Origin of the sequence: Gordonia sp. UBA7599 (assembly GCA_002477755.1) — a bacterium.
In the GTDB taxonomy this organism is placed as follows: Bacteria; Actinomycetota; Actinomycetes; order Mycobacteriales; family Mycobacteriaceae; genus Gordonia.
Window position 1 is genome coordinate 1 of the sequence record DLKD01000070.1, and the last position, 24,994, is coordinate 24,994.

At 69.0% G+C, this 24,994-nt stretch carries 20 protein-coding genes and 1 pseudogene; 12 read left to right on the forward strand and 9 right to left on the reverse strand.

Going from position 1 to position 24,994, the window contains the following annotated elements; all coding sequences use genetic code 11:
- Window positions 1–150: pseudogene (locus tag B4L26_RS08855) on the forward strand (transcriptional regulator NrdR); the annotation flags it as partial.
- Window positions 151–203: 53 nt separating this feature from the next.
- Here the strand turns inward: B4L26_RS08855 and hrpA are convergent.
- The gene (hrpA, locus tag B4L26_RS08860) at window positions 204–3,947 is read right to left on the reverse strand and encodes an ATP-dependent RNA helicase HrpA (protein WP_290718103.1); all 3,744 of its coding nucleotides are present in this window, start codon (window positions 3,945–3,947) and stop codon (window positions 204–206) included.
- A gap of 97 nt (window positions 3,948–4,044) precedes the next feature.
- Here hrpA and B4L26_RS08865 point away from each other — a divergent pair, with 97 nt between their 5' ends.
- On the forward strand, window positions 4,045–5,280 hold the full coding sequence (locus B4L26_RS08865; RefSeq protein ID WP_290718105.1) for an aspartate aminotransferase family protein: 1,236 nt from the start codon (window positions 4,045–4,047) through the stop codon (window positions 5,278–5,280).
- Here B4L26_RS08865 and B4L26_RS08870 read toward each other — a convergent pair whose 3' ends face one another.
- On the reverse strand, window positions 5,281–5,808 hold the full coding sequence (locus B4L26_RS08870) for a carboxymuconolactone decarboxylase family protein (RefSeq protein WP_290718107.1): 528 nt from the start codon (window positions 5,806–5,808) through the stop codon (window positions 5,281–5,283).
- Between the two features lie 5 nt (window positions 5,809–5,813).
- A complete protein-coding gene (locus B4L26_RS08875) occupies window positions 5,814–6,401 on the reverse strand; it encodes a peroxiredoxin (protein WP_290718109.1) in 588 nt (195 codons plus the stop codon).
- A 125-nt stretch (window positions 6,402–6,526) separates the two neighbouring features.
- On the opposite strand from B4L26_RS08875, the gene B4L26_RS08880 reads away from it, so the two are divergent.
- From B4L26_RS08880 to eutC, 4 genes are all read left to right on the forward strand, one after another.
- On the forward strand, window positions 6,527–7,489 hold the full coding sequence (locus B4L26_RS08880; protein WP_290718111.1) for a hydrogen peroxide-inducible genes activator: 963 nt from the start codon (window positions 6,527–6,529) through the stop codon (window positions 7,487–7,489).
- 115 nt (window positions 7,490–7,604) lie between these two features.
- Window positions 7,605–9,044: an ethanolamine permease gene (gene eat / locus B4L26_RS08885; protein ID WP_290718113.1), complete on the forward strand. Its 1,440-nt coding sequence runs from the start codon at window positions 7,605–7,607 to the stop codon at window positions 9,042–9,044.
- Window positions 9,041–10,471: an ethanolamine ammonia-lyase subunit EutB gene (locus tag B4L26_RS08890; RefSeq protein WP_290718115.1), complete on the forward strand. Its 1,431-nt coding sequence runs from the start codon at window positions 9,041–9,043 to the stop codon at window positions 10,469–10,471. The genes eat and B4L26_RS08890 overlap by 4 nt, the downstream gene beginning before the upstream one ends.
- Window positions 10,468–11,247 (forward strand): ethanolamine ammonia-lyase subunit EutC, encoded by a 780-nt coding sequence (eutC, locus tag B4L26_RS08895; RefSeq protein WP_409563436.1) that lies wholly within the window; start codon window positions 10,468–10,470, stop codon window positions 11,245–11,247. Before B4L26_RS08890 ends, eutC begins: the two co-directional genes overlap by 4 nt.
- Before the next feature lie 26 nt (window positions 11,248–11,273).
- Here eutC and B4L26_RS08900 read toward each other — a convergent pair whose 3' ends face one another.
- Genes B4L26_RS08900 through B4L26_RS08910 form a run of 3 tightly spaced genes read right to left on the reverse strand, consistent with a single transcriptional unit; the run spans window position 11,274 to window position 14,896 of the window.
- Window positions 11,274–11,732 (reverse strand): nitroreductase family deazaflavin-dependent oxidoreductase, encoded by a 459-nt coding sequence (locus B4L26_RS08900; protein ID WP_290718117.1) that lies wholly within the window; start codon window positions 11,730–11,732, stop codon window positions 11,274–11,276.
- Between the two features lie 45 nt (window positions 11,733–11,777).
- Window positions 11,778–13,853, reverse strand: coding sequence for a DEAD/DEAH box helicase (locus B4L26_RS08905; RefSeq protein ID WP_290718138.1), 2,076 nt, complete (start codon window positions 13,851–13,853; stop codon window positions 11,778–11,780).
- 50 nt (window positions 13,854–13,903) lie between these two features.
- The gene (locus B4L26_RS08910; protein WP_290718119.1) at window positions 13,904–14,896 is read right to left on the reverse strand and encodes a PAC2 family protein; all 993 of its coding nucleotides are present in this window, start codon (window positions 14,894–14,896) and stop codon (window positions 13,904–13,906) included.
- Window positions 14,897–15,014: 118 nt separating this feature from the next.
- Here B4L26_RS08910 and B4L26_RS08915 point away from each other — a divergent pair, with 118 nt between their 5' ends.
- Complete coding sequence (locus tag B4L26_RS08915) at window positions 15,015–15,710, forward strand: hypothetical protein (protein WP_290718121.1); 696 nt, start codon at window positions 15,015–15,017, stop codon at window positions 15,708–15,710.
- A gap of 78 nt (window positions 15,711–15,788) precedes the next feature.
- Window positions 15,789–16,898: a DUF4192 domain-containing protein gene (locus B4L26_RS08920; protein WP_290718123.1), complete on the forward strand. Its 1,110-nt coding sequence runs from the start codon at window positions 15,789–15,791 to the stop codon at window positions 16,896–16,898.
- An 8-nt stretch (window positions 16,899–16,906) separates the two neighbouring features.
- On the opposite strand, the gene B4L26_RS08925 is transcribed toward B4L26_RS08920, so the two are convergent.
- Complete coding sequence (locus B4L26_RS08925) at window positions 16,907–17,590, reverse strand: metal-dependent transcriptional regulator (RefSeq protein ID WP_290718125.1); 684 nt, start codon at window positions 17,588–17,590, stop codon at window positions 16,907–16,909.
- A gap of 89 nt (window positions 17,591–17,679) precedes the next feature.
- On the opposite strand from B4L26_RS08925, the gene B4L26_RS08930 reads away from it, so the two are divergent.
- From B4L26_RS08930 to B4L26_RS08945, 4 genes are read left to right on the forward strand one after another with little or no spacing between them, the layout of a single operon-like run.
- Entirely contained in the window at window positions 17,680–18,936 is a 1,257-nt protein-coding gene (locus tag B4L26_RS08930) for an acetoin utilization protein AcuC (RefSeq protein ID WP_290718127.1), read from the forward strand.
- Window positions 18,929–21,748, forward strand: a complete 2,820-nt coding sequence (locus tag B4L26_RS08935) for a GNAT family N-acetyltransferase (protein ID WP_409563437.1) — start codon at window positions 18,929–18,931, stop codon at window positions 21,746–21,748. Before B4L26_RS08930 ends, B4L26_RS08935 begins: the two co-directional genes overlap by 8 nt.
- 26 nt (window positions 21,749–21,774) lie before the next feature.
- Complete coding sequence (locus tag B4L26_RS08940; RefSeq protein WP_290718129.1) at window positions 21,775–22,179, forward strand: hypothetical protein; 405 nt, start codon at window positions 21,775–21,777, stop codon at window positions 22,177–22,179.
- Complete coding sequence (locus B4L26_RS08945) at window positions 22,176–23,162, forward strand: amidohydrolase family protein (RefSeq protein WP_290718131.1); 987 nt, start codon at window positions 22,176–22,178, stop codon at window positions 23,160–23,162. The genes B4L26_RS08940 and B4L26_RS08945 overlap by 4 nt, the downstream gene beginning before the upstream one ends.
- Before the next feature lie 25 nt (window positions 23,163–23,187).
- Here the strand turns inward: B4L26_RS08945 and B4L26_RS08950 are convergent, their stop codons facing one another.
- Both B4L26_RS08950 and B4L26_RS08955 read right to left on the reverse strand, forming a co-directional pair.
- The gene (locus B4L26_RS08950) at window positions 23,188–24,351 is read right to left on the reverse strand and encodes an MBL fold metallo-hydrolase (protein WP_409563438.1); all 1,164 of its coding nucleotides are present in this window, start codon (window positions 24,349–24,351) and stop codon (window positions 23,188–23,190) included.
- Between the two features lie 101 nt (window positions 24,352–24,452).
- Window positions 24,453–24,994: sigma-70 family RNA polymerase sigma factor (locus tag B4L26_RS08955; protein ID WP_290718133.1), on the reverse strand; the 542-nt coding region annotated here is incomplete at its 5' end.

Sequence of the window (24,994 nt, forward strand, 5' to 3'; positions counted from 1 at the left end):
CCCAGTAACGAGGTCGGGCTGGCCATCCTCGGGCCGCTGCGCGACCTCGACGAAGTGGCCTACCTGCGCTTCGCATCGGTGTACCGCTCGTTCGAATCGCTCGACGACTTCCAGCGCGAGATCGATCAATTGCAGGCCAACCGTTCCTGACATAGAGCCGCATCCATCATGCGAGCGTGCTGCCAGTCAACTGATCGCGCACGTCAGGTGAAGGTGTCGAACGCCCTCACCACACGCTTCTCGGAGACCGGATAGGCGGTTCGCAGACGCTGGGCGTAGAGCCCGACGCGCAATTCCTCGACCATCCAGTGCGCGTACTCGTTGAATGCCTCGCGCCTGGTCTCGGGCAATTGCTGGATCCGTTGATTCCACCGCTCCACGACGCGGTCGATTGCGGCGGTCGCCTCTCGGTCACGGTCGGCGGCGGTCTCGAGGACCTCGAGCCGATGTGCGGCGGCATCGAGGTACCTCGGGATCTCCACGAGGTGTGCCATCGGGGTGGCCCCGATGAATCCGTCGAAGACGAGGTCGGAGAGTTGTTCGGCGACATCGTCGGCGGCGAGCGTGCCGGTGCGGGCGTCGACTGCCGCGTGTACGTCGGGTAGGTGCGCGAATACCGCGAGTGCGGCGGCGAAGACCATCGGTGCCTGTTCGGCGATTCGGGGCGCGAATTGCTCGCGCAGGGCGGCGAAACCGGCGGGGCTCCGTAGTGCCGCGGTGTCCCTGGGGCCGACCGTGTCGCGGATGGCACGCCTGGTGCAGTCGGCCAGTAATGCTTCCAGTGACTCATACGGCTGCTGGCTGAGTGCGAGCCGTTGCGCAGGTGAGAGCCCGGCGACGATCGTCCGTCCCAGCGGCGGGATCTGCGCGGCGAGGAGGACCAACGTGGAGGAGTGCAGGGCAGCATCGCGCGCCGCGGCGGTCGCGAAGAGGCGAGTCTCGACCGTCTTCTCGTCGACCACCGCCAAGCCGGGGAACCGGGTCACCTGCTGACCCGCGATCTGTGCGGCGACGGAATCGCGCAGGTCGCCGAAAGTGTCGGTGGTCCACGTCGAGGACTGGATGGGTGCGGGCGCGTCGCGGGTGGGCGTGCTTGGACGGTCCGGGCGCTGCAGTCGGGCCAGCGACCGGCTGCTGGCCAGAATCGTGCCGCGGTCGTCGACGACGGCGAAGTTCATCTTGAGGTGGTCCTCGACGCGGTCCAGGTCAAACGAGTCGGGGAAGATGCTCGTGCGGGTCAGTGCCGAGAGCTCGCGCGCCAAACCGCTCAGCAGAGGCTCACTGCGGGGGGTGAGCCGGGCGAGGGCCGCCTGGGCGAACCGTGCGGCCGGCGATGTCAGCTTGCGGGTTTGTTTGGGCAGCGTCTTGATCAGGGCGACCGCCAGGTCTTCCCGCATCCCCGGAACCGACCAGTCGAATCCGACTGGACGCACGTGGTCGACGAGATCGCGCGGGATCTCGACGGTCACCCCGTCGTCGGGATCGCCGGGCGCGAACTTGTAGCGCAGGGCCAGGCGGAGTTCGCCCTGCGCCCACCAGCCGGGATAGTCGGTGTCGGACACGCCCGACGATGCGACGACGTCCTCGGCGCGGAGGTCGAGCAGCTCCGGATTCGACGTGGATTCGCCCTTCCACCACGAGTCGAAGTGCCGCGCGGACACGACTGTCGTCGGGACGCGTGCGTCGTAGAACCCGAAGAGTTGGTCGGCGCTGATCACGAGGTCGCGCCGTCGCGCCCGGCTCTCCACCTCGGCCGCGTCGTCGAGCAGCGCGCGGTTCCGGGCGAAGAATGCGTGTTTGCTCTGCCAATCCCCGTCGACGAGGGCGTGGCGCAGGAACATCTCGCGGCACAGTTGCGGGTCGATGGCGGTGTAGGTGACACGGCGCGAAGCCGCCAGTGTGACACCGAACAGCGTGACGCGCTCATACGCCATCGTGGCGCCGCGCCGCGACGACCAGTGCGGCTCACTGTAGGAACGCTTGCACAGGTCGCCGGCCAGGCGCTCGGCCCAGGCCGGGTCGATGCGGGCGACGGTGCTCGCGTAGGTGCGGGTCGTCTCGATCAGTTCGGCGGCCATGAGGAACGCCGGCGGCTTCTTCGCCAACGGCGAGGAGGGGAAGATCATCAGCGACGTGTTACGCGCCCCGAGGTACTCCTTGGAGTCCGACTTGCGCGCGGCGATGTTCGAGAGAAGGCCCGAGAGGATGGCCTGGTGGACCGCGTCGGCGTCACGCTCACCACTGCGTTTAGCCGACCAACCCAGATCTTTGACGGTGCGCTGCAGCTGACGGTGCAGGTCACGCCACTCCCGCAGCCGCGTCCAGTGCAGGAATTCGCGCTCGCACCGCCGCCGGAACTGGTTGCCCGACAGTTCCGCGCGCATTTCCTCGGCGTAGTCCCAGAGGTTGAGCAGGGCCAGGAAATCCGATCCGGGCTCGTCGAACCGGCGGTGCGCCTCGTCGGCGGCCTCCCGCTTGTCCGCCGGACGCAACCGCACGTCGGGGATGGATAGCGCCGCGGCGACCACCAGGACGTCGGCCGTGCACCCGAGCTCGTGCGCGGTGACGAGCATGCGCGCGGGGCGGGGGTCGATCGGCAGACGGGCCAGGGACTTCCCGACGGCGGTGAGCTTCGGCGGCCCGTCGGGGCGGGCGACGATCGCGCCCAGTTCGCCGAGTTCGGCCAGACCGTCGGCGATCGCCCGCGGCGACGGGGGCGACACGAACCCGAACTCGGCGATGTCGCCCAGGCGCAGCGACACCATTGACAGGATGACGCCCGCGAGGTTCGCGCGCAGGATCTCCGGGTCGGTGTAGGGGTCTCGGGTGTCGAAGTCGGCCTCGTCGTAGAGCCGGATGCAGATACCGGCCGCGACGCGCCCACAGCGCCCCGCCCGCTGCCGCGCGCTGGCCTGCGACACCGGTTCGATCGGCAGGCGGGTGACCTTGGTCCGCGGTGAGTACCGCGAGATGCGCGCAGTTCCGGTGTCGACGACGTAGCGGATGCCGGGCACCGTCAGCGATGTCTCGGCGACGTTCGTCGCCAATACGATGCGGCGTCCATTGGACGGGGTGAACACCCGTCGCTGCTCACCGATGGACAGCCGGGCGTACAGCGGGACGATCTCGGCGCCCGAGCCCTCCCGGTGCGCCAAGGCCTTCGCGGTGTCCCGGATATCACGCTCGGTGGGCAAAAAGACCAGGATGTCGCCGCTGGCCCCGCTCCACAGCTCGGAGACGGCCGCGTCGATCGCGGCGGTCTGCTCGGTGCCGGTCTCGGGCGGGCGGTATCGCAACTCGACCGGGTAGGTCCGACCGGACACCTCGATGATCGGCACGGTGTCCGTGGCGGTGGCGAAGTGGCGGGCGAACCGTTCGGGCTCGATGGTGGCGGAGGTGATGATCACCTTCAAGTCGGGGCGGCGGGGGAGCAGGCGTTTGAGGAAGCCGAGGATGAAGTCGATGTTGAGGCTGCGCTCGTGCGCTTCGTCGATGATGAGCGTGTCGTAGGCGCGCAGCATCGGATCGCTGGCGATCTCGCGCAACAGGATGCCGTCGGTCATCACTTTGACCAGCGTGGAGGGCGAAACGCGGTCGGAAAAGCGCACGCAGTAGCCCACGGCCTCACCGAGTTCGGTGCCGGTCTCGTCGGCGATGCGCTGCGCCACGGAGGTGGCGGCGATCCGGCGGGGCTGGGTGTGCCCGATCATTCCGTTGATACCGCGCCCGGCGGCCAGGCAGATCTTCGGCAGCTGTGTCGTCTTGCCCGAACCGGTCTCGCCGGCGACGACGACCACCTGGTGGTCGAGCAGCGCCTGGGTGATCTCGTCGCGGCATCCGCTGACCGGCAGGTCGTCGGGAAACGTGATCGTCGGCAGGTGCGCGCGCCGGGCCTCGATCAGGGCGGGATCGGCGCCGCGCGAGCGGTTGGGGCGGGACGGCGACATGATCGTCCAGACTACGTGCCACCGTCGCGCCCGAGCGCGGCCGTCGAGACCGTGGTCCGGTTGCAGCACCGTTTTCGGCGTCCTCCATCATGGAGCCATGACCTATTCGCTGTGGCACGGCTTCGCCGACATGGGCGCCGTCGTCGACAAGGGCCCCTTCGTCCTCACCCGCGGTGAGGGCGCCTACGTCTTCGACGCCGACGACAACCGGTACCTCGACGCGACGGCCGGGCTGTGGTTCGCCAACATCGGCCACGGCCGTGCCGAGGTCGGCGAGGCGGTCGCCGCTCAACTATCGCGTCTGGCCCACTTCTCCGGCTTCGGCGACCATGCCGCCGACGTGTCGATCGCACTCGCGGAGCGACTGGCGGCGCTGGCGCCGGTGCCCGACAGCAAGGTCTTCTTCACCTCGGGTGGCAGCGATTCGGTTGACACCGCGGCCAAGCTCGCGCGCCGCTACTGGCACGAGGTCGGACGACCGGGCAAGACGGTCATGGTCGGGCGGTCCAAGGCCTATCACGGCATGCACGCGGCCGGTACGTCGCTGGCGGGCATCCCGGCCAACGGCGAGGGCTATGGCGAGCTGGTGGTCGACGTCGAGACGATCAATTGGGACGACGCCAAGAGTTTGCTCGGTTTGATCGAGCGTATCGGCGAAGACCGGATCGCCGCCTTCTTCTGCGAGCCGATCATCGGTGCGGGCGGGATCTATCTGCCGCCGGACGGCTACCTGGAGGAGGTTCGCGGGATCTGCCGCGACCACGACATCCTGTTCGTCGCCGACGAGGTGGTCACCGGGTTCGGCCGCATCGGCGGTGGGGCCTGGTTCGCGTCGTCGCGCTTCGGCCTGGAGCCGGACATGGTCACCACGGCCAAGGGCTTGACCTCGGGTTATCTGCCGATGGGGGCGGTGCTCATCGCGCCGCACCTGGCCGAGCCGTTCTTCTCCGGCGGTGTGTGGTGGCGCCACGGCTACACCTATGGCAGCCACGCCGGTGCCGCCGCCGCGGCGATGGCGAACCTGGACATCCTCGAGCGGGAGAACCTGATCGAGCGGGCCGGGGCGCTGGAGGCCGAACTGGCGACTGCGTTCACGCCGCTGGCCGACCTCGACGCCGTTTCGGAGGTGCGCACCGGGCTCGGTGCCGTCACCGCCGTCCAACTCGCCGACCCGGCGCTGGCCCCGGCGGCGGTCGCGGCGTTGCGCCGCGCCGGAGTGGTGACCCGGGCCGCCGGGCAGGGTGCTCTGCAGGTCTCACCGTCGTTCGTGATGACCAGCGAGCAGGTGACCGACCTGGCCGACCACTTCGGCGGGGTGCTGGAACAGCTGTAGCTAGCTCAGCGCGCTCTTGGCGGTGAGGGCGGCAGCGACGCCGTTGACGGTCGCGGCGACCTTGACGGCCTCCCAGACCTGCTCCTTGGTGAGGCCGGCCTTGCGCACCACGTCGGCGTGCGCTGCGGTGCAGTCATGGCAGCCGTTAATGGTCGAGACGGCCAGGCTCCACAGCTCGAAGTCGACCTTCTCCACGCCGGGGTTGCCGATGATGTTCATCCGCAGGCCCATCCGGACTTGCTCGTAGTCGGCGCCGAGGAAGCTCTTGGCTCGGTAGGCGACGTTGTTCATGCCCATGATCGATGCGGCACCCAGCGCGGCGTTGTAGGCGTCGCCCGACAGGACGTCGGCGGCCTCGGCGCTGATCTCGGCGATCACCGTCGAATTACCGGTCGCGACCGCGCTGGCCAGGAAGGTGCCCCACAGCTGCTGCTCGTTCAGCTCGGTGGTGCGGCTCAGCGAGCCCAGGTTGAGTTTGAGGTCCTTGGCGTACTCGGGCAGTGCCTCTTTGAGGTTGTCGATGCTCATGGGGCTCAGACGCTCGCGCTCATCAGGTCGCCTGCGGCGATCGTCGGATCACCCTTGCGCCAGTTGCAGGCGCACAGCTCGTCGGACTGCAGGGCGTCGAGGACGCGCAGCACCTCGTCGACGTTGCGGCCGACCGACCCGGCGGTCACCGACACGAACTGGATTTCGTTGTTGGGGTCCACGATGAAGGTGGCGCGATCGGCGACACCGTCGGCGTTGAGGACACCGGTCGCCTGGGCGAGTTCACGCTTGAGGTCCGACAGCATCGGGAAGGGCAGCGTCTTGAGGTCCTCGTGCTGGGCCCGCCACTGGAAGTGGACGAACTCGTTGTCGACCGAGGCGCCGAGCACCTGGGCGTCACGATCGGCGAACTCGTCGTTGAGCTTGCCGAAGGCGGCGATCTCGGTGGGGCAGACGAAGGTGAAGTCCTTGGGCCAGAAGAACACGATGCGCCACTTGCCGGCGTAGTCCTCGCTGGAGACCTGAGTGAAGTAGTCGTCGGGTTGCTGGGCGTCGACGGCCGAGAGGTCGCCGCCGATGACCGCGGTCAGGTTGTAGGCGGGGAACTGGTCGCCAATCGTCAACAGAGCCATTGCGTGATTCCTCCTGGAGTCGTGGTGTCGGGGCCGCCTCAGCGGTGCCGATCGGGGGGTATGACTCCATTCTGGATCAAGTCCGATAAAAGGTCGACGTGATGATTGGCACTATATTGATAGCTATGTCCGATCAAAGTTATCAACCCTCCATCGCCGGCTTGCGAGCGTTCGTCACGGTGGCCGCAAAGCTGCACTTCAGTGCTGCCGCAAGCGAATTGGGCATCAGTCAGCCATCGCTCTCGCAGGCGCTGGCCGCGCTGGAGACTGGACTCGGCATGCGCTTGGTGGAGCGGACCACCCGGCGTGTCTTCTTGACATCGCAAGGGCAAGAGCTGCTCCCGCGCGCCGTCGCGGTGGTCCGCGCGGCCGACGAGTTGATGCTGGCAGCGCGCGGCGCCGAGGACCCGCTGAGGGCGGGGCTGCGCCTGGGTCTGATCCCGACCGTCGCGCCCTACGTCCTGCCCGCGATCCTCGCCGGCACCGCCGCGCAGCTTCCCGATCTGACCCTGCGGGTCGTCGAGGACCAGACGGCGCGGCTGCTGGACCAGCTGCGCGAGGGGACCATCGACCTGGCTCTGATGGCCCTGCCCGCCGACATGTCCGGCATCGCCGAGATCCCCATGTACGACGAGGACTTCGTGCTCGCACTGCCCATCGGGCACCGGCTGGCCGGGCGTAAGCGCGTCGATCCCGCGGACATGGCCGACTTGCCGCTGCTCCTCCTCGACGAGGGGCACTGCCTGCGCGATCAGGCACTGGAGGTCTGCCAGCTCGCCGGATTCCGACCCGATCTCGGGCAGACGCGGGCCGCGTCGCTGACGACGGCGGTGCAGTGCGTGGAAGGCGGCCTGGGCGTCACCCTGATCCCAGCCACCGCCATCGACGCCGAGACTGCGGGTGGCCGCCTGGCGACGGCGACCTTCGCCACCCCTCGACCGGGTCGGCGGATCGGTCTGGTCTATCGCGAATCGGCTGGACGCGCGGCGGCCTACGAGCGTTTTGCCGCAATGCTGACCGACATGATCATCGCCTCGGTCCCGACGATGGGTGTGGTGCCGGTACCGGCGGCCGGTGACCGGCGCTAGCGACACGGGGCACTAGTCAGGGCCGCGGACAGGAGTTTGCCTGCCGGGACACTGGCGGAAACAGTCTCGACACACCTGCGCCGTTGACTGGGGCTCTGCGACGAAGGGAGCCCCGATGAGCAAGGCCGATTTTCCGGTGACGCACGCCCACGGCGTCGACGAAGCACCGGAAAGCGACGATTACCTGGCGAAACGAACATTGCGGTCGGGTACGGCCGGATGGGTGCTGCTGGCCGGGCTGGGGGTCAGCTATGTCATCTCGGGCGACTACGCCGGTTGGAACAACGGACTCGCCGAGGGCGGCTGGGGCGGGCTCGCGATCGCCGGTGTCGTCATCGCCGGCATGTATTTCGCGATGGTCCTCGGCATGGCGGAGATGTCCTCGGCGCTCCCGGCGGCCGGCGGCGGGTACACCTTCGCCCGGCGTGCGCTGGGCCCCTGGGGCGGCTATGCGACGGGCATCGCGATCCTCATCGAATACGCCATCGCACCCGCCGCGATCGCCACCTTCATCGGCGCCTACGTCGAGTCGCTCGACCTCTTCGGGATCGGCGACGGGTGGTGGGTCTACCTCGTCGTCTACGCCGTCTTCATCGGCATCCACCTCACCGGCGCGGGGGAGGCACTCAAGGCGATGTTCGTGATCACCGCGATCGCCCTGGTGGGCCTGGTGATCTTCGCGGTCGCGGCGATCGGGAAATTCTCCTGGGGCAATCTCACCGACATCGCCGTTACCGACGCGGCCGGGGCCTCGTCCTTCCTGCCCTACGGGTACCTCGGGATCTGGGCCGCGGTGCCATTCGCCATCTGGTTCTTCCTGGCTGTCGAGGGGGTGCCGCTCGCCGCGGAAGAGGCGCGGGAGCCGGAGAGGAACGTGCCGCGAGGCATCATCGTGTCGATGTCGCTGCTGATCGTCACCGGCGCTGTGGTCCTATTTCTCGCACCCGGCGCCGCCGGTTCGGCGGCCATGGCCACCTCGGGTAACCCGCTCGTCGAGGCCCTGGGCGACGGCGGGATGGCCAAAACCGTCAACTACATCGGCTTGGCCGGGTTGATAGCAAGCTTCTTCTCCATCATGTACGCGTACTCGAGGCAGACGTTCGCGCTGTCTCGGGCGGGGTATCTGCCCAAGAGCCTGTCGGTCACCAACTCGCGCAAGTCGCCGATGCTCGCCCTCATCGTTCCCGGCGTGATCGGCTTTGCCCTGTCGCTGACCGGTCAGGGCGCGACCTTGCTGAACATGGCTGTGTTCGGCGCGGCGGTGAGCTATGTGTTGATGATGGTCAGCCACATCGTGCTGCGGCGCCGCGAGCCCGACATGCCGCGCCCGTACCGCACGCCCGGCGGAATCGCGACCACCTCCTTCGCCCTCGTCATCGCCTGCATCGCGGTGATCGCCACCTTCCTCGTCGACCCGGTGGCCGCCGGACTGACCCTGGCCGCGTTCGCCGCCTTCATGGCCTACTTCGGGATTTACAGCCGCCACCACCTCGTCGCGAACTCGCCCGACGAGGAGTTCGCCGCACTGGCCGAGGCGGAGCGCGACGTCACATGACCTTCAGCCACACCGTGCACGGCCACACTTACGAGTTCTCCTCGCTCGTCTCGGTGCTGGCCAAGGCGTCACCGCTGCGCAGCGGGGACGAACTGGCGGGGTGTGCGGCGCACTCGGATGCGGAGCGGTCAGCGGCCCGGTGGGTCTTGGCGGACCTGCCGCTGACGACGTTCCTCGAGCACCCGGTGGTGCCGTACGAGACCGACGAGGTGACGCGGCTGATCCTCGACACGCACGACCGCGAGGCGTTCGCACCGCTGACCGCACTCACCGTCGGCGGTCTGCGCGACCTGCTGCTGGTCACGATCACCCAACCCGGTGCTGCCGCGGCGCTGGCCGCGATCTGCGCCGGTCTCACCCCGGAGATGGTGGCGGCGGTCAGCAAGTTGATGCGCAACCAGGACCTGATCGCAGTCGCCCGGGCGATCGAGGTCTCCGCGGCGTTCCGCACGACGATCGGCACGCCGGGCACCCTTGCCACCCGGCTGCAGCCGAACCATCCGACCGACGACCCCCGCGGCATCGCGGCCGCGACGCTCGACGGCCTACTCCTGGGCTGTGGCGACGCGGTGATCGGCATCAACCCGGCGACCGATTCACCGCACGCCACGCAGGATCTGCTGAAGCTGCTCGACGATGTCCGCACGCGCTTCGACATCCCCACCCAGTCGTGCGTGCTGAGCCACGTCACGACGACGCTGGGGCTGATCGAGGCGGGTGCCCCCGTCGACCTCGTCTTCCAGTCGATCGCCGGCACCGAAGGCGCCAACCGGGCGTTCGGCGTGAACATCGGACTACTCGACGAGGCCAACGCCGCCGCGCGCGAAATGGGCCGCGGAACCGTCGGGAACAACGTGATGTACCTGGAGACGGGACAGGGTTCGGCATTGTCGTCGGGCACGCACCTGGGCACCGGGGGCGAGCCGGTCGACCAGCAGACGCTGGAGGCGCGCGCCTATGCGGTGGCCCGGCACCTGGAGCCGTTACTGGTGAATACCGTCGTCGGGTTCATCGGGCCGGAGTACCTCTACGACGGCAAGCAGATCACCCGTGCGGGCCTCGAGGATCACTTCTGCGGGAAGCTGCTGGGGCTGCCGATGGGCGTCGACGTCTGCTACACCAACCACGCCGAGGCCGACCAGGACGACATGGACGACCTGCTCACGTTGCTCGCGGTGGCCGGGGTCGCCTTCGTCATCACCGTTCCCGGCGCCGACGACATCATGTTGGGCTACCAGTCGCTGGCCTACCATGACGCGCTCTACGTCCGGCGGACGCTGGGTCTGCGGCCGGCGCCCGAGTTCGACGCCTGGTTGGCAGCCCAGGGGATGCTCGACGAGACCGGCGGCCTGCGCGACATCACCGTCGACGCGTCGCCGCTGCGGGCACTGGCCGCCGCCGGCCCGCCGGGGATGTCGTCGTCGTGAGCGCACCCGAGCAGTCCCCGCTGTGGGACGAGATGCGCACGACCACCCAGGCCCGCATCGGCCTGGGCCGCGCCGGTGACGCCTTGACCACGACGCGACTCCTCGAGTTCTCGACGGCGCACGCCGCGGCTCGTGATGCGGTGCACCAGCCTCTCGACGTCTCCGGGTTGGTCACGGCGGTGCGGGATCTGGGCCTCGGTGAGCCGATGACGGTGGCCTCGCTGGCCGTCGACCGTGCCCAGTATTTGCGCCGCCCCGACCTCGGGCGACAGCCGGCGGACCTGAGCGGACTGGTGCGCACCGATGCCGACCTGGCGATTGTGCTCGCCGATGGCTTGTCCTCGCGCGCACTGGCCGACCACGGTGCACCGTTGTTGGCCGCGATCAACGAGACTTTGCCCGCCGACGTCGTCGTCGCCCCGCCGGTCATCGCGACGCAGGCGCGTGTGGCCCTCGGCGACCATGTCGCGCATGCCTTGGGCACCCCGACCGTGCTGGTGTTGATCGGTGAGCGCCCGGGGTTGTCGGTCGCCGACAGTGTGGGCATCTACCTGACCCACCGCGCCGACGCCGACGATTTCGCCACCGGGCTGTCCGATGCCGATCGCAATTGCATCTCCAACATCCACCCGCCCGACGGGCTCGGGTATGCGGCCGCGGCCGCCGTCGTCGCCGGGTTGGTGACCGGCGCGCGCCGTCTGGGCCGCTCCGGGGTCGACCTCAAGGACACCTCGCGCGCCGCGGTGGCCGCACGCGTCGTCGACGCGCTCGAGTGAGCCGCCGAACCGTCCTCGAGTGAGTCTCAGCCCGCCGGGCTCAGCACGAACAGCGGGATGACCCGGTCGGTCTTGCGCTGGTAGTCGGCATACGGCGGATAAGCGGCGACGGCGCGCTCCCACCACGCGGCGCGCTGCGCGGGCTCGCTGACCTCGCGGGCGGTGTATTGACCAACGACGGTCTCATCGCGCAGCTGCACGCTCGGGTCGGCCCGCAGGTTGTGGTACCAGAGCGGGTTGGCCGCAGCGCCGCCCTTGGAGGCGACGGCGAGATACTCGCCGTCGTGCTCGACGCGCATCAGGGGCACCTTGCGGATCTTGCCGGTCTTGGCCCCGCGCATCGTCAGGATGACGACCGGCATGCCGGTGTCGGCCAGGGTCGTGCCATCGGTACCGCCGGAGCCCTCGTAGGCCTCCACCTGCTCGCGCACCCAGCCGCTGGGGCTGGGGCCGTAATCGTCGTCGCTGGTCAGATCGTTGCCCATACCCCGATCAACGAGACACGGGAATCCGGTATTCCCCCGATCGCTTCACGGCGCGACTGGTTCGTCTGCCGGGCCTTGCGCGAGTGCCGCCCATTCGTCGAGCAGGCTGGAATCGGTGTCGCGGATCATCGTGCGCAGGCGTTCGGTGATGGCACTGATCTCCGGGTGGTCGAGCAGCGCCCGGGGCAGGCCGCTGCGCAGCGCGCGATAGCAGTCCGACAAGTAGCGCAGCACGACGCCCTCGCTGCGAGCCAGGCCGTGGCGGGAGATCAACTCGTTGAACGTCATGTCCAGTTCGAGCACCTCCCGAAGGACAGATTTCGGCGACGGCGGTGTCGAGGCCACCCACGGATGACCGCGGCGGTAGATCGCGAAGGCCTCGTCCACGAGTTCGCGCAGGGGCTGCGGCCAGGTGATCTCCTCCAGCCGTGCCATCCGCTCCTCGTATTCCATTCCGGCCGCCTTGAATTCGGCCATCGCGGTGTCGCGGGCGGCCTTGCGCTGGGCGACCAGGACCGGTCGGGGGTCGTCGAGGGTCGCCTCGATGATGGATACGACGTCGAGCACGTAGTCCGGGGACTGCTCGTCGAGGAGGTCGAAGGCGGCGAGCGCGAACGCCGACAGCGGGTTGGTGAGCGCGAAGTTCGCCGGCACGTCGACCGAGAGCGCGATGCCCTTACCGTCGGCGTCGGGTCGGGGCAGTTTCACCACGATGCCGGTGTCGAGCAGGTCCCGGTAGAGGGCGATCGTGTGGCGCGCGTGAGTCAGTTGGCGCGCACGGGGCTCGTGGTTGTCCTCGATGAGGTGGCGTAGCGCGGCGAAGCAGTCGCCGGGGCGCGAGAGCACCTCCATCAGCATCGCGGTCGTCATGCGGAAGTGGGATCGCAACGGCTCATCGTCGGCAGTGGTCAGCGCCTCGAAAGTCTTCTCGCCCCAGGACACGAAGCCCTCCGGCGGGCGCCGGCGCACGATCTTGCGCAGCTTCTTCGGGTCGTCGCCGGCCTTGGCCACCGATCGGGCGTTCTCCACGTCGTGCTCGGGTGCCTGGGCGACGACGTAGCCGACGGTGTCGAAGCCGGCCCGTCCGGCGCGCCCGGCGATCTGGTGGAATTCGCGCGCCTGCAGGCGCCGGACCCGCCGACCGTCGTATTTGCTCAACGAGGCGAACAGCACCGTTCGGATGGGCACGTTGATGCCGACACCGAGCGTGTCGGTGCCGGCGATGACCCGCAGCAGGCCCTGTTGGGCGAGCTGCTCTACGAGTCGGCGGTAACGGGGGAGCATCCCGGCGTGATGGACGCCGATCCCGGCGCGCAGCAGTTTGGACAGCGTCTTGCCAAATCCGGTGCCGAAGCGGAAATCACCGATGGCTTCTGCGAGTGCTTCCTTGGTCGCCTTGTCGGCGATCTTGGCGCTGAGCAGGGCCTGCGCCCGCTCGACGGCAGCGGCCTGGGTGAAGTGGACGACGTAAACGGGGGCCTTGCCGTCGGCGACGAGGTTCTCGATCGTCTCGTGGATCGGGGTGAGGGTGTACTCGAACTCCAGGGGTACCGGCCGCTGGGCGTCGGTGACGGCGGCGACCTCGCGCCCTGTGCGACGGCGCAGGTCGTCGATGAAGAATCCGACGTCGCCCAGGGTCGCCGACATGAGCAAGAAGTGCGTGGAAGGCAGCTCGATCAGCGGTACCTGCCAGGCCCACCCGCGGTCGGGGTCCCCGTAGTAGTGGAATTCGTCGGCGACGAGTAGGCCGATATCGGTGTCGGCGCCGTCGCGCAGCGCGATATTGGCGACGACCTCCGCGGTGGCGCACACGATCGGTGCGTCCGGGTTGACCGTCGCGTCGCCGGTCGCCAGGCCGACCTGATCGGCCCCGAAGACCTCGCACAGCGCGAAGAACTTCTCGCTGACCAGCGCTTTGATGGGCGCGGTGTAGTAGGCGCGCTCGCCGCGGGCGCGGGCGAAGGCGATGGCCCCGGTGGCGACCAGCGACTTGCCGGAGCCGGTCGGGGTCGCCAGGATCACATGGCTGCCCGAGGCGAGCTCGAGCAGCGCCTCGGCCTGGTGTGGGTACAGCGCAACGCCACTAGCGGCGGCCCACGCCTCGAACTCGTCGTAGGCCAGCGCGGGGTCGGCACTGACCCGCAAAGCGGAGTCAGTGCCGACGGGTCCGCTCACGCGGGCGACGGACCGTCGTTGTCCGGTTCGCCGTCCCCCTCTGCCGCGCGGGCCTGCTCGGCGAGGTAACGCTGGAACTCGTCGCCGATCTCATCGGCGCTGGGCAGCGGCTCGTCGGCGGCCAGCAGGGAGGCCTGCTCCTGCGCAGCCTCGGTGTACGCGTCGTACTGGGACTCCAGCGCGGCCACCACCGAAGCGACCTCGGAGTTGTTGGCCAACTCGTTGTCGATCTGCACGCGCAGCGTGTCGGCGGCACTGTCGAGCGCCTTGAGCGGCAGATCCAGGTTGGTCAGTGACGCAAGGCTCGACAGCAGGCGCGACGCCGCCGCCGGGTAGGTGGACTGCGCCAGGTAATGGGGGACGTGCACGGAGATCCCCGACGTCCGGTAGCCGTGCTCGGACAGGCGCAGTTCCAGCATCATCGACGCGCTGGCGGGCAGCTTCATCGGTGACCCCCACCGTGGCAGGTCGCCGAGGAACTCGACGTCGCTGCCGTGCGCGGTGATCGTCGACGGCCGGGTGTGCGGGACCGCCATCGGGATGGCGTTGAGGCCGACGACGTCGCTGACGCCGAAGTGGTCGGACAGGCCGCGGACAGCCGCGGTGAACTGCTCCCACCGCAGGTCCGGCTCGGCGCCGGAGAGCAGCAGGAAAGGCTGCCCCGCGTTGTCACGGATCGCGTGCACCGTCAATGACGGCATCTCGATGCCGGTGAAGGCCTGTCCGGAGAAGTCCATCACCGGGCGGCGCGACCGGTAGTCGATCAGTTCGTCGGCGCGGAAGGTGGCGACGAGCTCGGATTCGAGGCTGTCGCGCAGGTGGCGGGCGGCGAGTGTGACGGCGTTGCCCGCGTCGGCGAAGCCGTCGAGGGCGTGCACCAGCACCGGTCCGGTGCCGGAGTCCTTGGACACGCTCGGGGCGGGGAACTCCAGCTCGTACAGAGCGCTGGAGTCGCCGGGCCGGCTGTGCTCGGCTGGCTGGGAAGCCATGCGTCCTCCTTATGAGTGTGTGAGTCGATTGTCCCAGACGTAGGCCCGGGACGGCTAACGGAATCAACGCCCCGCGCTGCGCTGGCATTCCCGAACGGTGGGTGGCAGAGTGAAGAATGTGATTGATGTGGCCCTTGAGGCTCGACGGGTGTGGCGCGCCGCCGGTGTCGGCGTCGTCGTCCTCGCGACGGGGGTGGCGACCGCAGCCTGCGCGGTCGACGGTGAGCCGCGCGATTCCTTGGTCCACCGCAGCGTTGCGGCCGCGGCGTTTCCGGTGGCACCGGGCACCGAGGTCCTCCGCGTTCCGCCGGCCCAATTGTCCGCGATCGTCGGTGATGTCTCCGGGATGCCCGTGGGCGCCCATATCGATCCGTCCGACTGTGCGCCCCAGGCGATCTCGGCGCAGCCGGCCGACACCGTCGTGGAGACCGGATTCGGTCCTTCGGGGCCCGGCGGAGACCCGCCCGCGGCGTATACGACGGTGATCACCCGCACCGGCAAGCGGTTGTCCGACGTGACGGCGACGGTGTCCCGGTGCCCGGCCTACCAACGGTCGTCGGGCCTGCCGGTGACCGTCGTGCAGCACTCCGTCGAGCTCGCGCCGCAGGTGGGCGGTGCTGACGCCGTAGGCTACGTCCGGACCGAGACTGCCGAGGGCGCGCCGCCGGTTACGACCACCCTGTTGCTGGCCCAGCGCGGGAACGTCCGCGTGTACGCCACACGGCGGGCGGTGGGTCCTCCGGAATCGGTGCAGCAGGCCGATCCTGCGCTGGTCAGGCTGTTGCAGGCCGCCGTGGAAGCGGGGCTGCGCTAGCGCTGGGGACCGGGCGATCGCCCGACGCGGTGGAACCGGGACCGGTCGGGCTGCGTCTCATCAGGCATGACGAACATCATGCCGACCGTAGCCCTGGACACCACTAACCTTCTGACCGCGATCCCCGGTCTGCTCGGTTTCCTGCCCGAGCAATCATTGGTGGTCCTCGCCTTCGACGAGGATTCGTCGATCGCGGTGACCGCCCGCCACGACCTGCTGCTCGACGCCGACGGTGAGCCCACCGCGGACATGTGGGAGACGATGGCGTCGATCGGGCTGGTGTGCGAGCGCGACGGTGCGCTGGGAGCGGTCGGCGTCGTGGTCGATAACCGGTACGGGTTGCCGTCTCCGGTGTACCGCCGGGTCCTCGCCGATCTCGACGACGCCCTCATCGCGGCCGGGGTCCCCGGCGGTGTGCGTGCGGGATTCGTCGTCGAGCGGTTCGCCGCCGGCATGCCCTGGTACACCGCACTGTGGGCGATGGCGGGCCGCGGCCCGACCGGGGCCGACCCCGATGTGCCCGGATCGCTCGGCCTTGCCGACGGCGGTTTCGGGTGCGGCCTGCTCGCCGACCCGCAGTCGTCGCCGGTCGCGTTGGAGCGGTCGTTGCGGACCGGTCGGGTCGTGATGGCGAGCCGCAGTGAGATGTACGCGTGCCTGGCCACCACCGAGCACTGCGTCGACGGCGCCTGCGGGGGCCGGCCCCGCCGGATTCGTCCCACGACGACGGCCGCGGGCCGCACCAAGCTGTTGCGGGCCGCGCTGAAGCTGCTGACCGGGCCGGCCGTACCGGAGATGACCTGCGCGAATGTCGTGCTGCTCAGCCGTGCGGTGCGCAACCTCGGTGTGCGCGACGCACTGCTGGTTCTCGGTGGCGGCGAACACCGATGGGTCGCGGAGTCGGTGTGGCGCGACTTGACCCGGCGCACGAGGGGGGAGGTGCGTGCCAGCGCGGCGACGATGCTGGCACATCTGTACTACCTGGGTGGTGAGGGCGCCTATACCGGCGTCGCGCTCGACGTGGCGCTGCAGGCGTGCCCCGACTGGCGCTTGGCCGGCCTGTTGGACACCGCGCTGACGGGCGGTGTCCACCCGTCGATGCTGTGGGAGGTATTGGGGGAGTCGTACTCCGTGGCGGCCGGTCTCGGCGTCACGCTGCCGTCGGCGTCGTCACGGCTGTGGTCGTAACCCGCTGATCAGGCGGTTTCGACGAAGATCGAGTGCGCCATTTCCTCGGACAGCTCAAGACCGTCGTGCCCCGGCGTCGTGACGACGAAGCTCCGGTCCTTGCGGGTCACGGTCACGCGCGCATTCGGCACGATGCCCACCTCGCGCAGCGTGACGATCAGATCCTGGTCGGACTGGGCGTGCTCGGAGAGCCGTCGGATGACGACGGCCTGCGAGTCCGCACCCGCGAGTTCGGCCATGCGCACCGCGTGGTCGTTGATCGGCTGGGCCGGTGCCCCGAGCAGTTCCAGGCCGGGGATCGGGTTGCCGTAGGGCGAGGTCGTGGGGTTGCCGAGGACGGCGAGGATCCGGCGTTCGACGTTCTCGCTCATCACATGCTCCCAGCGGCACGCCTCATCGTGCACCTCATCCCAGGGGAGTCCGATGACGTCGACCAGCAGTCGCTCGGCCAACCGGTGCTTGCGCATGACCGCGACCGCGAGGTCCCGGCCCTTCTGGGTCAGCTCGAGGTGGCGGTCGCCGGCGACGCGCACCAGGCCGTCGCGCTCCATCCGCGCAACGGTCTGGGAAACGGTCGGCCCGCTCTGCTCCAGCCGTTCGGCAATTCGCGCGCGCAACGGCACGATGCCCTCTTCTTCGAGGTCGTAGATCGTGCGCAGATACATCTCAGTGGTATCGACAAGATCGTTCACTGCAATCCCACGCCCTTTCGTCGACAGCCACCCTACCCCGAAACCACAACCCGTCCGCCACAAGACGCGCTCGGGTTAGCCTGATCACTGTGCCGGATACAGCAGCGGGAGCGGTGATTTGGAGCGACGGGTACGAAGCCTATCGCTGGGCGCGAGAGCACCCGATGAACCCGATCCGGCTGGCGCTGACGATGAGTCTTGCGACATCGCTCGGGGTCCTCGACGACGTCGACCCGTTGGCACCGCTCGACATTGATGACACCGCCCTCACCAGGGTGCACAGCCAGCATTACATCGACGCGGTGCGGGCGGTCGGCGGGCCCGACGGTGCGCGGAATCAGGCGCTGTTCGAACAGATCTACGGTCTCGGCGACATGGACAACCCGATTTTCCCGGGGATGCACGAGGCCGCGCGCACGCTCGTCGGCGGATCGATCGCCGCGGCGAAGGCGATCGCGTCGGGCCGGGTGCGCCGCGCGGTGAATATCGGTGGCGGCATGCACCACGCGATGGCCTCGCGCGCCGCGGGCTTCTGCATCTACAACGACTGTGCGATTGCGATCGACTGGCTTCTCGAGCACGGCTACGACCGGATCGCCTACATCGACATCGATGCCCACCACGGTGATGGTGTTGAGAAGGCGTTCGCCGACGACCCGCGGGTGTTGACGGTCTCGCTGCACCAGCACCCGGCGACACTGTGGCCGGGCACCGGATGGCCCACTGAGATCGGCGCCCAGGCCGCCGCCGGATCGGCCGCCAACATCGCCCTCATGCCGGGGATCGTCGACTCCTTGTGGTTGCGTGCATTCCACGGGGTCGTGCCGTCGCTGATCGCGCAGTTCAAACCGCAGATCATCGTCAGCCAGTGCGGGGCCGACAGCCACGCCGCCGATCCGCTGACCGACCTCGCACTGAGCGTCGAGGGCCAGCGAGCGGCGATCCTCGCCATGCGCGACCTCGCCGACAAATACTGCGAGGGCCGATGGCTGGCCGTCGGGGGCGGTGGTTACGGCGTGGTCAACGTCGTGCCCAGGATCTGGACCCACTTGATCGCCGCGGCGCTCGGGCGCGACCTCGATCCCGGCACGCGCATCCCCGACGAGTGGATGGCCTCGGCACGGGACTTGGCCGGCACCGTCGACCCGGCCTATGCCGCCGACCCGGTCGGTTTCATGGGTGACGGCGGCACCGACGAGTTCGACCCCTGGGCCGGCGACGCCGGTGTGGCACCGCCGCCGGGAATCGACGAACGGGCCTTCCGGCAGACCGACCGGACCATTCTTGCCACCCGCCGCGCAGTGTTCCCGCTGCACGGCCTCGACCCGGAGGACCCGCGTGACTGAGCCGCCGAGCACGTCGGTGACCGACGCCGCCGACCAACCCGATAAGACTGAGCCGGCCACCGCTGCGCCGGGTGCCCCGGCCGTGCCGGGTCGTGCCCGGTGGGAGTACCCGCCCGAGTGGGCCGCGGACGTGCTGGCCTCCGACGGCGGTGTGGTGCACATCCGGCCGATCGTTCCCGACGATGCCGACGACGTCGTCGAATTCCACTCGCGGCTGTCCGAACGCACGCGGTACATGCGGTACTTCGGGCCGACGCCGACGCTGCCGCCGCGCGAGGTGGCCCGGATGACCACCGTCGACTACCACGACCGCGTCGCGCTGGTCGCCCTGCTGGGCGGGAAGATCATCGCGATCGGCGTCTACGAGGGCCTCGCCGACTCGCTGAAGCCCGAATCGGCCGAGGTCGCTTTCGTCGTTGACGACGCCCACCAGGGCCGCGGGCTCGGCCCGATCCTGTTGGAGCACCTCGCCGGGGCCGCCGCGGAGAACGGGTTCACCCGTTTCGAGGCCGAGGTGTTGGCCGAGAACACCAACATGGTGACCGTTTTCCGCACCGCCGGGTACCAGCTGAGCCGCAGCTTCGACGGGTCCAACGTGCACGTGGAGTTCCTCATCGACCCCACCGAGGCGCTCTTGTCCGTCCGCAACAGCCGCGAGCGCGCGTCGGAGGCGCGCAGCGTCGCCAATCTGCTGCGGCCCGGCTCGGTCGCGGTGATCGGCGCGTCGGCCGACCGGCGCAAGGTCGGCAACGTGCTGCTCGCCAACATCATCTCCGCCGGTTTCACCGGTCCGGTGTACCCGGTCAACGGGCCCGGACACCGGACTGCCGACGGCGAGGCCGAAGGCGAAGTCGGGGGCGATGCGGAGACTACCGCGGCGGGCACCGCGCACGCCCCGTCGGTGCTGGGGATACGTGCGTATCCGACCGTTCGCGACATCCCCGACCCAGTCGACCTCGCCGTGGTCGCGGTGCGTGCGGCCATGATCGACGAGGTCCTCGACGACTGTCTCGCCAAGGGCGTCAAGACGCTCGTCGTCGTCTCCGCGGGTTTCGCCGAGACCGGCGAGGCCGGGGTGGAGAGCCAGCGCCGGCTGGCCTCGGCGGTCCGCGAGCACGGGATGCGCCTGGTCGGCCCCAACGCCTTGGGCGTGGTGAACAACGATCCGACGATCAGCCTCAACGCGACCCTCGCACCGCGGATCCCCGAGCCCGGCCGCGTCGGGTTCTTCTGCCAGTCGGGCACTCTCGGGATCGCCATCCTCGACACTGCCGCGCGTCGTCACCTGGGCCTGTCCACCTTCGTCTCCGCGGGCAACCGGGCCGATGTGTCGGGTAACGACGTGCTGCAGTACTGGGATACCGACGACTCGACCGAGGTCGTCCTGCTGTATCTGGAGAGCTTCGGCAACCCCCGGAAGTTCTCCCGGATCGCCCGGCGCGTCTCGCGGTCCAAGCCGATCGTCGCAGTGAAGTCGCAGGCGACCGGGGAGGAGCGGATCTCGCAAATGGTGCTGGAACAGGCCGGCGTCGTGCGCGTCGCGACGATCTCGGAACTGTTCGATGCCGCCTCACTTTTCGCCTACCAGCCGTTGCCGGCCGGTCCGCGCACGGTGATCGTCGGGAACTCGTCGGCGCTGGGCGCGCTCGCGTCGGCGGTCGGCGCCGACTTGGGCCTTCAGATCGTCGACAGCGTCGACGTGGGGCCCGCGGCGACGGCGCAGGAGTTCAGTGCCGCGGTTGCCGTCGCGACCGAGCGAGACGACTGTGATGCCGTCATCGCCGTGTTCGTCCCGCCGGTGGCAGTGGAGGCCGAGGAGTACGGCGCCGCACTGTTGGCGGCGACTGAGACATCGACGAAGACCGTCGTGTCGACCTTCCTCGGCGACGAAGGTGTGCTGCCGGGATTGTCGGTGACCGGTCCCGACGGTTCGCTGGCCCGCGGGTCCATCCCGAGCTACCGCAGCCCCGAGCGCGCGGCGACGGCACTCGCGCACGCGTGGCACTACCAGGCGTGGCGCCTGCGGCCCGAGTCGCCGACGACACGGCCCGAGGGCACCGACCCGGAAGCGGTGCGCGCGCAGATCCGCGAGTTGCTCGCCGAGAACGACAACCAAGTCGTGGCATTGAGTCCCGCCCTGTCGGCAGAGCTCCTCGCGCGCTACGGGATCGAGGTCGTCCCGTTCACCCCGGTCCACACGATTCACGAGGCTTCCTCGGCGGCGCGCGAGATCGGGTTCCCGGTCGTGGTCAAGGCCAGCTCGCCGGAGTGGCGCGGACGGCCCGATCGCGAGGGCGCCCGCCTGGATCTGCCCGACGCGACGGCGGTCGTGACCGCGTACGCCGAGTTGACCGAACTGACCGGCGACGAGGTGCTGCATGTGCAGCGGATGGCGCCCAAGGGCGTGGCCACCATGATCCGGGCTTTCAACCACCCGAAGTTCGGCGCCGTGGCGTCCTTCGGCCTGGCCGGGCACACATTCGAACTTCTCGACGATGCCGCCTACCGCGCACTACCCCTGACCGACGATGACGCGCGCGACCTGGTGGCCGCCCCGCGGTCGGCGGCGCTGCTCACCGGCTATCACGGCCAGCCTCTCGTCGACACCGACTCGCTCGCCGAGCTCCTAATGCGGGTGTCCTTCCTCGTTGACGACATCCCCGAGGTGCGCGAGGTTCTGTTCGACCAGGTTCTCGCAGCACCGGACTGCGCGTCCGTCGTCGACGCCCGGATCACGATCGGCCCGGTGTCCAAGCGGATGGACACCGGACCGCGTCGACTCGGTGATTCGGTCGCCGGTGAAGAGGCATGACCCCGTCTAGCCGTCAGAGGCACAGAATGACCATCAGGTTCCGTGCGGCCGTCGGTGGCTTCGGCGTGACCCTCGCCGCACTCCTGACGGTCCTCGCCCCGGTGTCCCCGCACGCGCCCGCGTCGGCGGATGTACCTCCGGCAGGGCAACTCGAGCTGGGTTACCAGGGTCAAGTCCTGATGATGTCCGGTCCGTTCAGTGGGGTACGAGTCATGATCTACGTTGACCAGTGGAGTGGTTCGGTGGCAGTCACGAGGACGGTCGTACCGCGGCAACGAGATCTGGTCATCGCCAACCGGTCGGGCCACGTCGTGGGCGCGGTGCTGCGGTGCCCGGGTAAACAGCCTGTCAACGAAATCATCCGCAATGGCGTCGTCGCACGACTCGGGACGTGCCAGCCACGCCTGGGGTCGGGGTCCCTGCAATCATGACCGCCACTGTGCTGATCGCCCTCGAGGAGCACTACGCGTGGAATCCCGCGAGCGACGACAACGTGGTCGCGCAGTGGCTGCTGTCGAACAACAAGGCCGGCTACGACCGGTTGTACGACCGCGGACCGCTGCGCCTGGAACAGATGGACGCCGCCGGGATCGACTTCCAGATTCTGTCGCTGTTCGACCCCGGGGTACAGGCGATGACGGACACCGCACTCGCGGTCGACTACGCGCGACGCGCGAACGACAACCTGGCCGAGACGGTACGGGAGTACCCCCGGCGGTTCGGGGGCTTCGCCACCCTGGCCACCCAGGACCCCGCCGCCGCCGCGGCCGAGTTGGAGCGCGCGGTCACCGAACTGGGACTGGTCGGGGCGCTAATCAACGGGCACGTCCACGGGCGCTACCTGGACGACCCCGCCTACGAGCTGCTGTTCGAGGTCGCCCAGGACCTGAACGCACCGATCTACCTGCACCCGACGACGCCGCACCCGGCGGTGATGGACGCCTGGCTCGCCCCGTACGCGCGCGACGGCCTGCACCTGGCGTCGTGGGGTTTCGCCGTCGAGACCGGCACCCACGTGCTGCGCCTGATCTACTCGGGCCTGTTCGACAAGTTCCCGCGCCTGCAGATGATCATCGGGCACCTCGGAGAGCTCCTGCCATACACCGCCTACCGCACGGACCGCTACTACGGTCTGGGCGGTGACGGCGTCAAGCGGATCGAGAAGCTGCCGTCGGACTACCTGCGGCGCAATTTTCACATCACCACCAGCGGGAACTTCGACCCGAAGGCCTTTGCCTGCGCGCTGGATGTGATGGGTTCTGATCGCCTGATGTTCTCCGTCGACTACCCGATGGACGACAGCCTGACCGGTGCGGAGTTCCTCGCGCAGTACCCGATGGACGAGCGGACGCGCCGCATGGTCGCCTCGGAGAATGCGGCCCGTCTGTTCGGGGACCGGATACCCGAGCTGTGAGCCGGGGCCCGACGGGACTTGGCGCTCAGATCTCGAAGACCTGACCATCCTTGGCGATCGTGATCGTGCCCTTGTAGTGCTGGGCGATCTTCTCGATCCACTGCGCGTCGGTCAGTTCCCCGCCGGGAATCCGGTTCGCGTAGTGGCTCAGGATCACCTGTTTGGCGCCGGCGGCCGCGGCGACCTCGCCGACCTGCTCGGCCGACGTGTGTGAATTCACCAGGTAATCCGGCGGGAACCGGTTGCTGAAGAACGCGTTGTCCAAGCTGTACTCGGCCTCGTGCACGAGGTAGTCGGTGTCCTTGGCGAGCTCGATCAGGTTGTCCGACTTCGTGGTGTCGCCGGAGAAGGTGATCGACTTGCCGGCCTTCTTCAGGTCGAACCGGAACGCGAAGGCCGGGAAGACGTCGTAGTGGGAGACCAGCGTCGCGGTGACCTTCACGTTGTCGTCCTCGGTCACCGGGAACGGGGCAACGCGGGGGGAGCGGTTGCGAAAGTCCGAGCCCGGCGGTGTCGCGATCTCGTGCACCTGGACCAGGTCCGCGATGTCGCGCACGCCCATGTCGCGGATGAAGATATTGCTGGTGTAGGCGAAGGCGTTCAGCAACTGGTCGGTGGTGTATGTCAAGCCGCGATCGGGGTTCGCCGCATTCACCGTCGGGGGATCATCGTTGCCGACCCGGCTCGCCGGCAGGCCGCCCGCCGCGCCGGGGCCGTACACCCGCACGGCGGCTTTACCGGGCCTGGCGGTGTACCCGCCGGACAGGAAGAAGCTGAAGTAGTCCACCGTGTGATCGGTGTGCATGTGGGTGATGAACATGGATTTGAGGTTGTCGAAGACCAGCCCGGCGTTGGTGAAGGCGTTGAACGACCCCAAGCCGCAATCGATCTGGTAGACGTCCGAACCGATTTTCACCGCCGACGAGATGCCCACCTTGCCGGGGATCGGCGGCGGTCCGGCCTGCACCCCAAGGGTGATCAGCGCCGTGTCGGGAAGCGCCGGCGTTGCCCCGGGCGAGGGGGACTTGGCCGGCGCGGTGGTGGGTGAGGCGCCCGTCTCGGCCGATTCTGTGCCGCACGCGGTTGCCGAGAACAGCGCGCCGCCCACTGCGGCCGCGATGGTTCCGGCGAGGGCAGACCGACGGGACACACCGGCGTGGGGACCGTGCCCACTGCAGCATTCGCTCACGGCATGAGGCTATGTCCCCAGTGGTGCACGCCGCCGGGAAAAACGCCGAGTCCGGTCCAACCGCTGGGGCGGTGGACCGGACTCGGCTTGGTGTGGCGCGGCTAGACCGCGTAGGCGCGCAGGCGGTCGGCGCGGTCGCCGGCGCGGAGCTTGACCATCACTTCGCGCTCGATCTGGCGGACCCGCTCGCGGGACAGGCCGAAGGCACGTCCGATTTGGTCGAGTGTGCGCGGCTGACCGTCGTCGAGGCCGAAACGCATCCGGATCACCTGCTGCTCGCGGTCGTCGAGGGTCGCGAGGACGCTGCGGATATCGGAGTGCAGCAGGCCCGCGATGACGACGTTCTCCGCCGAGGTGGCCTCGGTGTCCTCGATGAAGTCGCCCAGCGGCGCCTCCTCGTCGGAACCGACCGGCATGTCGAGGCTGACCGGATCGCGGCTGTGGTCGAGCAGGTCGGCGATCTTCTCCGCCGGGATGCCCGACTCGGCGGCCAGCTCGTCGTCGGTGGCCTCGCGCCCGAGCTGCTGGTGCAGCTCGCGCTTGATGCGGGCGAGCTTGTTGACCTGTTCGACCAGGTGCACGGGCAGGCGGATGGTTCGGCTCTGATCGGCCATGCCGCGCGTGATGGCCTGACGGATCCACC

Bases quoted from the DNA above. Each gene is read 5' to 3' on its own strand.
- B4L26_RS08945 (WP_290718131.1), top strand. From the start codon at position 22,176: ATGACCGCCACTGTGCTGATCGCCCTCGAGGAGCACTACGCGTGGAAT.
- B4L26_RS08920 (WP_290718123.1), top strand. From the start codon at position 15,789: ATGCCGACCGTAGCCCTGGACACCACTAACCTTCTGACCGCGATCCCC.
- B4L26_RS08910 (WP_290718119.1), bottom strand. From the start codon at position 14,896: ATGGCTTCCCAGCCAGCCGAGCACAGCCGGCCCGGCGACTCCAGCGCT.
- B4L26_RS08870 (WP_290718107.1), bottom strand. From the start codon at position 5,808: ATGAGCATCGACAACCTCAAAGAGGCACTGCCCGAGTACGCCAAGGAC.
- B4L26_RS08940 (WP_290718129.1), top strand. From the start codon at position 21,775: ATGACCATCAGGTTCCGTGCGGCCGTCGGTGGCTTCGGCGTGACCCTC.
- B4L26_RS08865 (WP_290718105.1), top strand. From the start codon at position 4,045: ATGACCTATTCGCTGTGGCACGGCTTCGCCGACATGGGCGCCGTCGTC.
- eat (WP_290718113.1), top strand. From the start codon at position 7,605: ATGAGCAAGGCCGATTTTCCGGTGACGCACGCCCACGGCGTCGACGAA.
- B4L26_RS08875 (WP_290718109.1), bottom strand. From the start codon at position 6,401: ATGGCTCTGTTGACGATTGGCGACCAGTTCCCCGCCTACAACCTGACC.
- B4L26_RS08890 (WP_290718115.1), top strand. From the start codon at position 9,041: ATGACCTTCAGCCACACCGTGCACGGCCACACTTACGAGTTCTCCTCG.
- hrpA (WP_290718103.1), bottom strand. From the start codon at position 3,947: ATGTCGCCGTCCCGCCCCAACCGCTCGCGCGGCGCCGATCCCGCCCTG.
- B4L26_RS08900 (WP_290718117.1), bottom strand. From the start codon at position 11,732: ATGGGCAACGATCTGACCAGCGACGACGATTACGGCCCCAGCCCCAGC.
- B4L26_RS08880 (WP_290718111.1), top strand. From the start codon at position 6,527: ATGTCCGATCAAAGTTATCAACCCTCCATCGCCGGCTTGCGAGCGTTC.